This is a genomic window from Gordonia sp. WA4-43 (assembly GCF_020520305.1).
Taxonomy (GTDB): Bacteria; Actinomycetota; Actinomycetes; order Mycobacteriales; family Mycobacteriaceae; genus Gordonia; species Gordonia hongkongensis.
Window position 1 is genome coordinate 2936313 of record NZ_CP084736.1, and the last position, 13342, is coordinate 2949654.

15 protein-coding genes are annotated in these 13342 nt (G+C 67.9%); 5 read left to right on the top strand and 10 right to left on the bottom strand.

The features are described 5' to 3' along the window. Positions 1-10: 10 nt before the first annotated feature. From LEL84_RS13140 to rnhA, 3 genes are all read right to left on the bottom strand, one after another. A complete protein-coding gene (locus LEL84_RS13140) occupies positions 11-802 on the bottom strand; it encodes an SDR family oxidoreductase (RefSeq protein ID WP_058252777.1) in 792 nt (263 codons plus the stop codon). Positions 803-879: 77 nt separating this feature from the next. Beyond that, complete coding sequence (locus LEL84_RS13145; RefSeq protein WP_226511844.1) at positions 880-1791, bottom strand: D-isomer specific 2-hydroxyacid dehydrogenase family protein; 912 nt, start codon at positions 1789-1791, stop codon at positions 880-882. After that, positions 1788-2282 (bottom strand): ribonuclease HI, encoded by a 495-nt coding sequence (gene rnhA / locus LEL84_RS13150; protein ID WP_226511845.1) that lies wholly within the window; start codon positions 2280-2282, stop codon positions 1788-1790. The genes LEL84_RS13145 and rnhA overlap by 4 nt, the downstream gene beginning before the upstream one ends. A 59-nt stretch (positions 2283-2341) precedes the next feature. Here rnhA and LEL84_RS13155 point away from each other — a divergent pair, with 59 nt between their 5' ends. The 3 genes from LEL84_RS13155 (at position 2342) to LEL84_RS13165 (ending at position 5123) form a co-directional block, all read left to right on the top strand. Beyond that, positions 2342-3109, top strand: a complete 768-nt coding sequence (locus LEL84_RS13155) for a methyltransferase domain-containing protein (RefSeq protein ID WP_226511846.1) — start codon at positions 2342-2344, stop codon at positions 3107-3109. A gap of 200 nt (positions 3110-3309) precedes the next feature. Further along, positions 3310-4599: a DUF4185 domain-containing protein gene (locus tag LEL84_RS13160; protein ID WP_226511847.1), complete on the top strand. Its 1290-nt coding sequence runs from the start codon at positions 3310-3312 to the stop codon at positions 4597-4599. Continuing rightward, positions 4596-5123: a DUF1697 domain-containing protein gene (locus tag LEL84_RS13165; RefSeq protein WP_226511848.1), complete on the top strand. Its 528-nt coding sequence runs from the start codon at positions 4596-4598 to the stop codon at positions 5121-5123. Before LEL84_RS13160 ends, LEL84_RS13165 begins: the two co-directional genes overlap by 4 nt. Before the next feature lie 284 nt (positions 5124-5407). Here the strand turns inward: LEL84_RS13165 and LEL84_RS13170 are convergent, their stop codons facing one another. The 4 genes from LEL84_RS13170 to LEL84_RS13185 form a co-directional block, all read right to left on the bottom strand. Next, positions 5408-5884 carry a hypothetical protein gene (locus LEL84_RS13170; protein ID WP_065629435.1) on the bottom strand — a complete coding sequence of 159 codons (477 nt, stop codon included), beginning with the start codon at positions 5882-5884 and terminating at the stop codon, positions 5408-5410. 13 nt (positions 5885-5897) lie between these two features. Next, the gene (locus LEL84_RS13175; RefSeq protein WP_058252783.1) at positions 5898-7169 is read right to left on the bottom strand and encodes an acyl-CoA dehydrogenase family protein; all 1272 of its coding nucleotides are present in this window, start codon (positions 7167-7169) and stop codon (positions 5898-5900) included. 37 nt (positions 7170-7206) lie between these two features. Further along, positions 7207-8607 carry a phosphotransferase family protein gene (locus LEL84_RS13180; RefSeq protein WP_226511849.1) on the bottom strand — a complete coding sequence of 467 codons (1401 nt, stop codon included), beginning with the start codon at positions 8605-8607 and terminating at the stop codon, positions 7207-7209. Between the two features lie 103 nt (positions 8608-8710). Further along, a complete protein-coding gene (locus LEL84_RS13185; protein WP_065629438.1) occupies positions 8711-9079 on the bottom strand; it encodes a YybH family protein in 369 nt (122 codons plus the stop codon). A gap of 93 nt (positions 9080-9172) precedes the next feature. On the opposite strand from LEL84_RS13185, the gene LEL84_RS13190 reads away from it, so the two are divergent. Then, positions 9173-10051: a LysR family transcriptional regulator gene (locus LEL84_RS13190; protein ID WP_226511850.1), complete on the top strand. Its 879-nt coding sequence runs from the start codon at positions 9173-9175 to the stop codon at positions 10049-10051. A gap of 193 nt (positions 10052-10244) precedes the next feature. On the opposite strand, the gene LEL84_RS13195 is transcribed toward LEL84_RS13190, so the two are convergent. From LEL84_RS13195 to LEL84_RS13205, 3 genes are read right to left on the bottom strand one after another with little or no spacing between them, the layout of a single operon-like run. Continuing rightward, positions 10245-11030 (bottom strand): hypothetical protein, encoded by a 786-nt coding sequence (locus LEL84_RS13195; RefSeq protein ID WP_065629440.1) that lies wholly within the window; start codon positions 11028-11030, stop codon positions 10245-10247. A 16-nt stretch (positions 11031-11046) separates the two neighbouring features. Then, positions 11047-11472, bottom strand: a complete 426-nt coding sequence (locus LEL84_RS13200) for a CoA-binding protein (protein ID WP_058252786.1) — start codon at positions 11470-11472, stop codon at positions 11047-11049. A 28-nt stretch (positions 11473-11500) separates the two neighbouring features. Then, complete coding sequence (locus LEL84_RS13205; protein ID WP_226511851.1) at positions 11501-12088, bottom strand: TetR/AcrR family transcriptional regulator; 588 nt, start codon at positions 12086-12088, stop codon at positions 11501-11503. Positions 12089-12205: 117 nt separating this feature from the next. Here LEL84_RS13205 and LEL84_RS13210 point away from each other — a divergent pair, with 117 nt between their 5' ends. Beyond that, positions 12206-13339 carry a phosphotransferase family protein gene (locus tag LEL84_RS13210; protein ID WP_226511852.1) on the top strand — a complete coding sequence of 378 codons (1134 nt, stop codon included), beginning with the start codon at positions 12206-12208 and terminating at the stop codon, positions 13337-13339. Positions 13340-13342: the final 3 nt, after the last annotated feature.

The following is a 13342-nucleotide window of genomic DNA, read 5'->3' on the forward strand; positions in this document are numbered from 1 at the left end:
TCCGGGTCGATCAGAGGTCCGGGATCGGGAGATCCAGGTTGGGCGCGATGATCCCGCCGTCGACCTCGAGGATCTTGCCGGTGACGTACGCACCGGCGGGCGACGCCAGGTAGAGCGCCGCCGCGGCGATGTCCTCCGGATCACCGAGGCGGTGCAACGGCGTGGAGGTCTCGACCTCGGTGCGCATCCCTTCGTCGCCGGCGACGATCTCCAACGCCGAGGTCAGGATGGCGCCCGGCGCGATGCCGTTGACCCTGATCTTCGGGTTCAGATCCATCGCCGCGATGCGGGTGTAGTGCGCGAGAGCGGCTTTCGCGGTGCCGTAGGCGGCATAGGCGCGTCCGGGCACGCGGCCGACCGCGGAGGTGATGTTGATGATCGACCCCTGGCCGGTGGTCGCGAGGATCTGTTTGGCGCCGGCGACGACCAGCGCGTGCGCGTTGCCGACGTTGAAGTCGAAGGCGTCCCGCAGGTGCTTGGGACTGGTGTCGAACAGCGGCCGCGGCATCGCACCGCCGACGTTGTTGACCACGGTGTCGAGACGACCGAACTCGTCGACCGCGGTCTGGGCGAGTGCCGCCGCGGCGTCGGGATCGGCGAGATCCACGGCGACGGCGTGCGCCCGTCGGCCGGCCGCACGGATCCGGTCGGCGACCTGCGCGAGGTCGGACTCACTGCGGGCCGCGATCACCACGTCGCCGCCTGCCTCGGCGAAGGCGACCGCGATCGCCGCCCCGAGTCCCCGGCTCGCGCCGGTCACGATGGCCACCTGGTCGTCTATCCGGAATCTGTCGAGAATCACCCGTCGACCATGCCACGGCGAGGCACGTAACGAGAACGTGTTCTAGAAATCGGCTGAAACCGGCAGGTCACCCGGGCTCAGTAGTCGCGGTTCGTGGTCACCACGGACAGGAGTTCCTCATTCGCGACGAATCGGCGCAGGTTCTCGGCGACCCACGGCGCGAGCTCGCGCGTCAGCCCCGACGCCGGGTTGGCGACGTGCGGGGTGATGATCACGTTCGGAAGCGACCAGAGCGGATAATCGTCGGCGGGCGGTTCCGGATCGGTCACGTCGAGCGCCGCCCCCGCGATCTGCCCGTCGACCAGCGCGCGGTGTAGCGCCCCCTCGTCGACGAGGGGCCCGCGCGCGACGTTCACCACCCACGCGTGCGCGGGTAGTGCGGCGAGGCTCTCGGCGTTGATCATGTGCCGAGTCTCCGGGGTCGACGGCGCGGCCAGCACGACGTGGTCGAACGTCCCCCACAGTTGATCCAATTCGTCCGACCGCCGGACCTCGTGCGCGCCGGGCACCTCGCGCCCGGACCGGTTCACCGCAACGACACGGGCACCACAGGCCCGAAGACGCGGAGCGAGGGAGGCGCCGATGCCGCCGGCTCCGACGATGGCGACCGTGGAGCCGTGCAGCGACCGGACCGCGGTGTCGATCCGCTCCTTGTCCCAGTGGCGCAGGACGGCGGTATTGATCTGCCGGAGCCCGGCGAGGAGCAGAGCCAGTGCGTGTTCGGCGACGTTCTCGGCATAGAAGCCGGACGCATTTGTCCAGATCCGACGGTCGTCGAGGACGTCGGCGGCGACGAAATCCTCGATCCCCGCGGTCTTGAGCGCCACCCATTCGACGGCGTCCGGCAGCTCTGGGAACTCCCCGGGCGGCCCGATCCACACCAGCACCCGGGCGTCGTCGAGACCGACGATCCGGCCGCCCGCAGCTTCGATCGCGGCGACCAGGTGCTCGTCGCGGACGGGTTCGACGGCCACCGCCACCGGCGTCATCGGGCCACCGATCGAGCCGCGGTGGTCGCGAGTTCGTCGGCGATCTCGTTGAAGTGATCGCCGGCATGCCCCTTGACCCAGCGCCACTCCACCTGGTGTCGCTTCTCCTCCTCGACCAGACGACGCCAGAGATCCGCGTTCTTGACCGGCTTGCGATCCTTGGTCTTCCAGCCGTTCGCCTGCCAACCGTTGACCCACTTCATGATGCCGTTGCGCACGTAGGTCGAATCGGTGTAGATGATGACGGTCGACGGCCTGGTCAGTGCCGCCAGGCCTTCGATGGCGGCCGTGAGCTCCATCTTGTTGTTCGTTGTATCCGGCTCCGACCCGGAGATCCGCTTCTCGGTGCCCTTGTAGCGGAGCACCGCGCCCCAGCCACCCGGGCCCGGGTTGCCCAGGCAGGCACCGTCGGTCGAGATCTCGACGACGGCCGAGCCGGCCGCCGGATCTGCGGAGGAGCCGTCGGTTGCCTGGTTCGCGGAAGCTGTCACGCAGGGAAGCCTACGGCAGCCGCGGCCCCCGATCGCAGGCTCACGGCTAGGGTGGAGTCATGGTTGTGTGGGACCCGACACGCTATCTGCAGTTCGCCGACGTCCGTGCGCGGCCGTTTCTCGACCTCATCGCGCAGATCCCGACCAACCCGCTGTCGGTGATCGACCTGGGTTGCGGACCGGGTCATCTCACCAAGCACCTGCGGGCACGCTGGCCGTCGGCGGAGATTCTGGGCATCGACGATTCCGCGGAGATGGTCGATCGCGCGATCCGCGACAACACCGATCCGCATGCCAACTACGACGCCGCCGACGTCTCGCAGTGGACGCCTCACCGGCCGGTCGACCTTATGATCTCCAACGCGATGTTTCAGTGGGTACCCGACCACCTCGACGTCATCGACCGACTGCTCGGCCACCTCACCGACGGAGGCGCGTTCGCGCTGCAGGTGCCCAACAACACGGACTCCCCCACCCACTCTGTCCTCGCCGATCTCGCCGCGACCGAGCCGTATCTGGGAGCTTTCGGCGACCTGCGGGCACTGCCCCGACTCGACGCCGAGATGTACCTCGAGTTTTTCGCCGGCCGCGGTTACCACGCCGACGCCTGGGAGACGACCTACTTCCACGTGCTCGACGGCCAGGACCCGGTGTTCGACTGGATGTCGGGCACCGGCGCCCGCCCGTACATGCAGGCGCTGTCCGACGAACTTCGGGTGCAGTTCGTCGCCGATCTCAAGCAACGCCTTGCCGAGGCCTATCCCCGACGCGAATGGGGCACGGTCCTGCCCTTCCGCCGCACGTTCGCGGTGGCCACCCGCCGCTGATCCGCTGGGCGCCGCGATCCAGATCCCAGAGAAACAACTCCCCCACTGCTCCCTTCAGTGTCAGGCTTGTGGAGCCGGAGGATGGCTCGCAAGCTCGCTCCTCCCGGGTCACGCACCGGCTTCGGTTCGGCATCGACGCTTCTCCCAGCTGACACTTCTGCAACACTGACACCACCTGTCATCTCCCAGGGGGTACATCCATGCGTCGACGCAGCCGGATTCGTCTGCGCCCGGTCCGCCGCGTGCTCGCAGCCGTCGCGATCGCCGCCCTCACGGGCGGCCTGCTCGCCGCTGTGTCCGCACCCGCCGAAGCCGCGGTCTGCAACGCCACCGGCATCACCGGGGGCGATGTCGGCAGCACCGGCAGTTCGGGGTCCAGCGAGCTCGGCTGGGGCAGTCTCGACTTCGGCAGCTATCGGGCGGATGGGAAGAAGCCGCAGGGCCCGCTCCCGAAGCTCACCGGCGCCAGCAAGGCCATCTCCTGGGTGACCGGTCCCCGAAGTCCCGCCCGCACCGACACCCGTTTCGGCATCACCGCGACCGACGTCGGCGTGCCGTGGGACAACGGCTCCGGTCAGATCCTGATGGCCTTCGGCGACACCTGGGGCCGATGCGCGGGGCAGATGGCCTGGAAGCACAACACGATGCTGCGCAGTGACGCGGCTTCGGACCTCGCCAAGGGAATCCGATTCCCGAACGCCGTACCCGGATCGGTCCGGTCGGGCGCCTCGGTGACACCGGCCCACCCGACGTGGGCGCAACCCATGTTCAACGCGGTCGGGGTGCGCAACATCGAGGTCGGGCGGATTCCCACCGGCGGGATCTCGATCAACGGCACGCAGTTCGTCAGTTTCATGTCGATCCACCGGTGGCTTGGCCCAGGCCGCTGGAACACCAACTATTCGGGAATCGCCGTGTCGCACAACAACGGTCAGACCTGGACCGTCGACAGCAACACCCTTCGCTGGAATGCCGATCTGACGGTCCCCGGCGTGCCCCAGGTGACGCGTGGCCACAACCGGTTCCAGATGGGCGCCTTCCTGCGAAGTGGCGAGTACATCTATCAGTACGGCACCCCGAACGGGCGTTTCGGCTCTGCTCACGTGGCCCGTTTCCGCCCCGCCGACATCCTGAACCTCGATCGATACCAGTACTTTCGCGGCGGCACGGGCTGGTCGTCGAATCCGGCTGAGGCCACGCCGATCGTCGCCGGCCCGGTCAGCGAGATGTCCGTGGCGTACAACGCATTCCTCGGCCGGTTCATCATGCTGACCGAGCGGTCGGGGACGATCGTGATGCGCACGTCGCCGTCACCCGTGGGTCCGTGGAGCGGCGAGCGGGTGCTCGTCTCACACAAGCAGTCCAGCGGTCTGTACACGCCCTACATCCACCCTCGATCGTCGGGCAAGGACATCTACTTCGTCGTCTCCCGGTGGGACGACTACAACGTGATGCTGGTTCGGACCGACCTGTCGAAGGTACGTTCGTGAGCCGGCGCATCGTGCTGATCCGCGCGGTGAACGTCGGCGGCGCGAAACTACCCATGGCCGAATTACGTGATATGGCAGCCGATCTCGGGGCAACGGAAATCTCTACCTACATCGCGTCGGGGAACTTGATCTGTTCGCCGCCCGCCGACCCCGAGCGGTTCGACCGCGCGCTCGAGACCGCGCTGCAGGATCGCTACGGCTGGTTCCGGGAGGTCATCAGCCGCTCGCCCGAACAGGTCCGGGCCGCGCTCGAGGCGCATCCGTTCGACGTCGTCGACGACAAATACTCCTACGTCTACTTCCTGACCGGCGAACCGGCGCGCGACAAGGTGGCCGCGTTCGAACGCAAGGACTTCGGCGACGATGTGGTCCGCGTCCTCGGGTCCGACCTGCACATCCGCTACGCCGACGGGGCCGGACGATCGACTCTGACCGCACCGGTCATCGCGCGCGGCCTGGGTGTACAGGGCACCGGCCGCAACCTGCGGACCGTGCGTACACTGCTGGAACTCGCCGGCCCCTGAGTGTCGCCCGGTGGCCGGGCTCCCGGCACGGGCGTAGCGTCGGAGAAGTCTTCAGGACGAACCAAGCGAACCGCGAACGAGACATTCGCGTCGAGAGGAGTCCGCACATGAGTCAACCGGTCCCGCCGCCCCCACCTCCGCCCGAGCCCGTGCCTGCGCCCGAGCCCATCCCGGAGCCGCCGCCGGAGCCGCCGATTCCCGTTCCGACCCCGCCGCCGGCTCCCGACCCACAGCCGGCTCCCCCGCAGCCGGACCCGCCGCCACGGCCGACGGTGATCTGACCGTCAGCCGCGCGACAGCACTCGGGCGACGCGGTCGAGGTCGGCGAGCTGTTCCTCGCGGGGGGCCTCCCATAGCTTCTTCGGCAGCTTCTCGAGGTCCTTGATCCCGGCTTCGGCTCGGTCGAGGGTTTCGGTCGCCTCCTCGCCACCGAGGTCCACCGATGCGATGAGCCGGTCGTCGAGTTCGAAGACCGCGTCGTCGAGGCGGTTGCGTGCCGCGACGAGTTCGTCGTCGTGCGGGATCGCCGGGTTGGCATGCACGTCGGCGATCGCGTATCGAATGCGCCGATGCAGCAGTGCTTCCCGGGTGTTGTCGGTGGCCCAGCTCTCCGGCGCCCGACCCGGTCGGCCGGGAATCAGGTCGGTGGATCGGGCGAAGGTGCGCACCCGTTTGTCCGAGTCGTACGCGAACCAGGCGGCGCCGCCGAGGATGAACAGGGCAACCACCACAGTGGCCACGATGATGATGACCGCGATCATGTGGTCAGCCTACTCAGGACGACTGCACTCCCTTGGGCGCCTTTCCCGACATGAAACCGAACAGGTATCCGGCGACGCGTCGCATCTGGATCTCGTCGGCACCTTCGGTGATCCGGTAGCGCCGATGGTGCCGGTAGATGTGCTCGAACGGCTCGTGCCGCGAGTATCCGCGTCCGCCGAACACCTGCATCGCCTGGTCGGCGGCATCGCAGCACAGCCGGTTCGCCTGGTAGTTGCACATGGAGACCTCGGCCGACGCCGCGAACGGCCCGTAGGTGTCCATCTTCCAGGCGGTTTCGCGGATCAGCGCCCGGATCATCGCGCACCGGGTGTGCAGGTCGACGAGCGGGAACTGGATCGCCTGGTTCGTCGAGAGCTTCTTGCCGAACGGCGCGCGCTCGTTGGCGTAGGCCACCGCACGGTCGACGCAGTACTGGGCGGCACCGAGACTGGAGGCCGCCTGCCGGATGCGGTTCTCGTTGAAGAAGTGCTGCACGACCTGCAGGCCGGCTCCCTCCGCCCCGAACACCGCGGAGTTCGGCACCCGGACGTCCCGCAGCGTGATGTGCGCGTGGTCGGTGGGCATGTTGAACGTCCAGAGATATTCCTCCACGGCGAAACCCGGATCCTGCGGGTCGACGAGGAACGCCGTGATGCCGCGGGCCTCGCCCGGTTCGCCGCTGGTGCGCGCGAAGATGATGTCGCGATGGGCGGCGTGGATACCGGTGTTCCACGTCTTCTCGCCGTTGATGATCCAGTCGTCGCCGTCGCGGACGGCGGTCGTCTCCATCCACGTGGCGTCGGAGCCGTGGTCGGGTTCGGTGATGCCGAAGGCGAAGAACTTCGTACCCGCGGCCAGGCCCTCCACCCATTCCTCCCGCTGCTCGGGGGTGCCGTACTCGAGCATGAGGAGCAGCCCGATGTTGTTGCCGACGATGGCGTGCTCGTTCTGCAGATCGCAGTGCAGCCCCAGACCTTTCGACGCCAGGTGCTCGCGGATGATCGCCATCGCCAGGTTCGATCCGTCCCGACCACCGAACTCGGACGGGAAGGGGTAGCGGAAGTGGCCGGCCGCATCCGCGCGTCGTCTCGCCTCTCCCAGAAGAGCTTCCCACTCCTTGTTCGGCAAACCACCACGCTCCCAGTCTGTTCGGGAGTCCTCGCGCCGATGGTCGAAGAAGCGGATGTTGTCGTCGGTCTGCTCGAGGGGAATGATCTCCGCCTCGATGAAGGCATCGAGTTCGGCAAGATAGTCGGTCAGCGACTCGGGCAGCGCGAAGTCCACGATGAACCCCTCTCGGTTGGGATCGGATGTCCGGCGGTCACGGGTGAGGGACCGCGAAGTACTTGGGGTTGGCGACCAGGAGTCGCGCCCGTACGTCGGCGACAACGGCGTCAAGGACCTTCGGGTCGGTGCCGTCGAGTTCGCCGGAACGCAGGGCCTCGCACAGCGCGTGCTGATCAGTGACCCCGAGCGCACTCAGACGTTGCGCGCTCGCTTCGGCGTCCCGTGCACCGGTGAGCATATGTCGACGCACGACGTCGACGACGTTGCCGGCCACTCTCGTATGGAAACGCACCTGCGGCGACAGGTCTGCCTGTACCGCGTCGGACCGCAGGAATTCGGTGAGCGCCTCGAGTAGTTCGACTGCAGTCGGTGAACCGTAGAGATCGTTGTCCGGTTCCTCGCCCGGTGCCTCGGCCAGCGGATCGGGTACCGGTCCCGGCGACACGAGACCCAGGTCGAGCAGTGCGTCGAACTCCTGCTCGGCACTTCGGCGTCCGATCGCGGCCAGTTCGACGGATCGTTCGACGCCATCGAGGTGCCGGGCGGCCTGCACCGCGCAGATCAGTCCCCACTTGACGGTGGCGTAGAGCTCCCACCAGCGCAGGGCTTGTTCGGTGGGACGCCAACCCGCCTCGCGCGCATAGGCGTCGAGGAGCGAGGTCCGGTCACCCATCCCGGCCACGGGCGTCGACCCTCCGAAACGCCACGCCTTGGCACATAGCCAACCTAGGTCCTCGACGGGATCGCCGAGGTGCACCAGTTCCCAATCCAGAACCGCCGCAACTCCTTCGGCGTCGACGAGCAGATTGCCCAGCCGGAAGTCGCCATGCACGAGCGTGTGCCGTGGTGACGGTTCGGGTCGGTTGTCCGTGAGCCACTGGGTGGCCAGCACCAGGCCGGCCGGCATCGCATCGAACTCGCGTGGGAACAGGTCCCGCAAACCGTCGATCGGATCGCCGAGATCACCGAGACCGGGCGTCTGTGCGACGTCTATCCGGTGGATACGTGCGAGGATCTCGCCGCACTGATCGACGAATCCGGCGCGCGCACCCTCGTAGGCATCGTCTCGCAGAATGCGCCGCGGGATGGATTCTCCGTCGATGAAATTCATTGCCAGATAGGGGAATCCCAGCGCGTTGTCGTCCTCGTCGAATCCGGCGTCGAGGATCTCCGGCACCGGCACCCCGGCGTCGGCGGCGGCACGCAGGACCTGCGCCTCGGCCCGCAGTCCGCCGTCGTCGGTTGCAGCGGGAACCGCGCGGATGATGATCGGCTCGACCTGGCCGGTTCCGTCGACGAGGGTGGCCGCGTACGTCGCCCTGCTCGCGCCCGCCGGCAGGAGTCTCGCGCCCTCGACCGAGAGCGTGCCGCCACGCTTGTCGGCGAGGCGGGACGCGATCTTCGCGGCGACGCCGTCCGCTTCCGGTACTCCCACGCCCGATCCGTCCCTTCGCACCGTCGCCCGGCAGATGTAACCGCCACCACAGCGAAGCTAGCACGGGATCTGAATCCGGCCTCAGAAATCCGGGCCCGGAGTCTCAGGACTTCGGTGCCTGGAACTCCGGTTGGTCGATGATCCGCACCCACGATCCGTCGGCCTGCCGCGCCACCACCTGCGCGCGGGCACCTGCACCATCACGGGGTGGAGTCGACGTGAGTGCGAGATCGTCCCCGAATACCAGGGTCGGCAACGGCGGTTCCGGCGCGAAGGTGGGTCGGTGCGCCAAGACCGATGCCCAGAGATCCCGGATCGCGGCACGTCCGCGCGTGACCTCACCGGGCGGATACGCCATCACCGCGTTCTCGTCGTACAGCGAGGCCACGGCCTCGGCGTCCCCGGCGTTGGAGAACTCGACGAAGAGTCTCGTCAGGTCCTCGGGCGTTCGCGCGGTCTCGTAAGTGGTCATTGTCGCTCCTCTCGATGTCGTCTGGGTCCATGCTGCTGCCGGGGACCAAATAAGTCCAAGTGATGTTGCGTATCTTCGGTATCATTCTGAGTTATGGAACTCCGCCAACTCGAGTACTTCGCGGCCGTCGCCGAGCACGGCAGCTTCACCGCGGCAGCGGCGCATGTCCACACGACCCAGCCGAACATCAGCGCCCAGATCCGCACCCTCGAGCGAGAACTCGGTTCCGTGCTGTTCGATCGCACCGGGCGCACGGTCCGATTGACCGAGGCGGGACGTGCAGCGCTCCCGGCCGCGCGCGACACTCTGGACGCCGCCGCGCGGGTAGCCGCCGCCGTCGCCGAGGTCGACGGGCTGCTGCGTGGGAGTCTGTCGATCGGAATGGTGGAGGGTTGCACGATCGCACCCTTGTTCGCCGCTCTGGGCACCTTCCGGTCGGCTCACCCGCAGATCGAGATGAGCCTTCGCGAGTCGCCCTCCGCGGACCTCATCACCTCGGTCGACCGCGGACACCTCGACATCGCGCTCGCCGGTTACGGAGACGACCTACCGGCCGGGGTCGAGTCGCTGACGATCATCGCCGAGCGGGTCGTCGCAGTGTTTCCGACGGAAGGCCGGCCCCGGGGCCGCACCGTCGATCTCGCCTCGCTCCGCGACCGATCGCTCATCTGTCTGCCCCGCGGCGCGGGTATCCGAAGCGTGTTCGACGCTGCGGTGTCAGTGCAGGGGGGACCGATCCGGCCCGCGATCGAGGCCTCGTCGCCGGACGCCATCGTCGAGTTGGTCTGCAGCGGAATGGGAGTCGGCATCCTCAGCGAGTCGATTGCCGCGGCCGACGACCGCGTGGTCGGGGTGCCGATCCGGGATGTCGATGCCACCGCACATCTGGGATTGCTCTGGAGGTCGAGAACCTCCGCTGCCGCAGCACGGTTCGTCGACATCGCCCGAGACGCGTTCGGGAAGAATGATTGACCTTGTTGCTCGGGGAGCGGTGGCTCAGCATATCCCCCGCTCCCTGAGGTGCGAGCTTGCGAGCCCGACCTCTGCTCCCTGAGGTGCGAGCGAAGCGAGCCACGAAGGGCTTCGCAACGTGTCTCACCAGACCCTTCGTGGCTCGTCGCTATCGCTCCTCACACCTCAGGGAGCGATGGGTCGCTTCTTTCGATCAGGGAGCAGGCGGCGGCGTACCCGGAGCCGCGGCCGTCGTTTTGTCTCCCGGCGCACCGGCCACCAGACTGGCGGGGTCGGTGGGCTTGCCCGCGATGAGGTCGCCGATGCTCAGACCCCAACGGCCCCAACGGTCGTCGAAGCTCTTCGCGCGGGCCCGCGCTTTCTCCGTCTTCGCCGGTGCGTACCGCCGGCGCGCCCACGCCGAGTGTGGCCGGGCCAGCCGGATGGCACCGGCCCAGGCGAACACCGGGATGAAGACGCCGACGATGGCGGTGGAGAACTTGCCCTTGAGCACGCACAGGATCGCGCAGGCGACGTTGACCGGCACGGTGGCCACCAGCGCGACGGGACCGATCTCCACGTCCGCGTCGTCGAGCGGGTTGAATCCGAGCACCGCCATGCCCAGCGCGGCGACCGTCAGCGCCACCACCTGTACCGAGAGCTGGCCCTCCGGTGACCAATACACGTCCTGCAGACGCAGGATCAGTGCGAACTCGTCGAGCACCAGTGAGGCGCCGACACCGATCAACACCGCACTGATCTCCGCACCGGGCGACGCCCCGTTGACACCCACCGAGAGGAAGGCGCCGACGATCGTCAGGATCAGACCGGGCACCATGTGGTGCACGTGCACGCCGTCTGAGACGTTGTTGCGGAAGGGGCCCTTGCCCGCCCGGATGAGTCGGGTGATCACCCGCGTGACGATGAACGTGATGACGAACGACGCGAACAGCAGGAACAGCGGCAGTCGCTGATGCGTGAGCTCGTCGAGGAAGTTCACCGGGTCACCGTCGGCGTCAGCCGGGGACGATACCGGTGCGGCGCTGCTCGATGATCAGGCAGCGGTCCTCGACGTACAGCAGACCCGCATCCTCGGCGATCGCCCGCGCCTCCGCCGAGATGATCCCGAGCTGCAGCCAGAGCGCGGTCGCGCCGGCGGCGACGGCCGCCCGGGCGACGTCGGCGCACTCGGGTCCCGGGCGGAACACGTCGACGAGGCCGACCTGTTCCGGGATGTCGGCCAGGGTGCGGTACACCTTCTCCCCGACGATCTCGTCGGCCGCGGGATTCACCGGGATGATCCGCCAGCCACGGTTCTTCATGTACGCCGGTACCTCGTTGGCGGCCTTCGACGGATTGGCGCTGGCACCGACCACGGTGATCGCGTCGTAGGTGGACAGGATCTGCTCGACGACATCGTCGGTGTTGCTGGGGGCGGTCATCCCACGAGTGTAGGTGGGTGCGGGCGAGTCATCGGAGAACTCCGTGCACGACGATCGCGCTCAGCTGATCGGCCCACGCGGTCTCGAAGTCGCGATTGTCGAGCAACAGCGCATGCAGCATCGCCGCCCCGCCGACGACCTCGATGAGCCGATCCGGATCGACATCGGGATGCACCTCGCCGCGATCGACTGCGACCACCAACCGATCACGCAACGCGCCGAACACCTCCGCGAACCCGGAGTGCACACGCGCCGCCAGCTCGGGTTCGGCAGCCATGTCCGAGATGAGACCGGGCAACGCCGCGCGGGTCACGGGACTGGCGAACAGGTCACGCGCCGCCGCGACCATGATGCGGATGTCGGCGGCGACCTCACCGCTGGACGGTGGCAGCCGCATCATCCGGGAGAACGCGACGTCATGCACCAGCTCTGCCTTACCCGTCCAGCGACGGTAGAGCGCGGTCTTCGTGGTGCCCGCGCGTTCGGCGATCGCGGCCATGGTGAGCTTGCGGTATCCGACATCGACGAGCAGTTCGGCGGCGGCGTCGAGCACGGCGGAGTCGATCCGCAGGTCGCGCGGTCGGCCCGAGACCGACTCCCCCGTCCCAGCACTCATCACTCGCCGACTTCCCTTCGAAAATTTTCGCCAAGTCGCTGCGGGCCGCCCGACCGTTCTGCTGTCATAACGCTACTCACCGTAGCGAATCTCTCGCTGCCGAACACAGGGGGTGCCATGGCCACCGAGCCCGCCGTCGAGCAGGTCGACCATCTGCAACGTTCGAGCCGGGACAACACCTCTGTCCCGGACACGCTCGCGCGCTGGCTCACCGAGCAGGACGACACTCCCGACGACACCCCCGCCGTCACGGTCGCGGCGGGCGGCGACAGCAACGGCATGTCGTCGGAGACCATCCCCGTCTCGGTGTCGTGGCCCGGCGAGCCCACCCGGCACTGGGTGATGCGGATGGCGCCGTCGACCACCGACGTCCCCGTGTTCCGTTCCTACCGAATGGATCACCAGTACGAGACGATGCGCTTGATCGCCCGGCTCAGCGACGTCCCGGTCCCGGCAGTGCACCACCTCGAGCCGACCGGCTCGCTGCTGGGAGCCCCGTTCTTTCTCATGGACCGGTGCGAGGGCGAAGTCCCACCCGATGTCATGCCGTACACGTTCGGCGACAACTGGTTCGGGGCCGCCGCCGAGTACGATCGCCGGCGGGCCCAGGAGTCCGCGGTCGGCGTGATCGCCGCCCTGCACTCGATCCCCGACGCGGCCCGGCAGTTCGACTTCCTCTCCGACGACCTACCCGCCGGTGACACTCCCCTCGCTCGTCTGCTCGCCTGGTTGCGGGACTGGTACGACTTCTCGGTCGAGGGGATCGGGCGCTCACCTCTCGTCGAGCGGGCGCTCGCCTGGCTCGCCGACAACTTCCCCGACGATGCCGCGAACGCCGAAACGGTGCTGTCCTGGGGAGATTCGCGCATCGGGAACATGATGTTCGTCGACTTCACCCCGACGGCAGTACTCGACTGGGAGATGGCGCGCACCGGCCCCCGCGAACTGGACATCGCCTGGGTGATCTTCGCACACCGGGTCTTCCATGAGCTCGCGACGATGGCCGGCCTTCCCGGATTGCCGGACCTGCTCCGCGAGAACGACGTCCGCGACACCTACCGCGAGCTCACCGGAGACGAGTTGGGCGACCTGCGCTGGTTCTACGTCCATGCCGCGGTCCAGTGGTGCTGTGTCTTCATGCGGACCGGCGCCCGCCGCGTGCACTTCGGCGAACTCGAACGTCCCGACGACGTCGACGGCACCCTGTTCTACCACCGACCACTACTCGAACGACTCATCGAGGAGGACTGACCA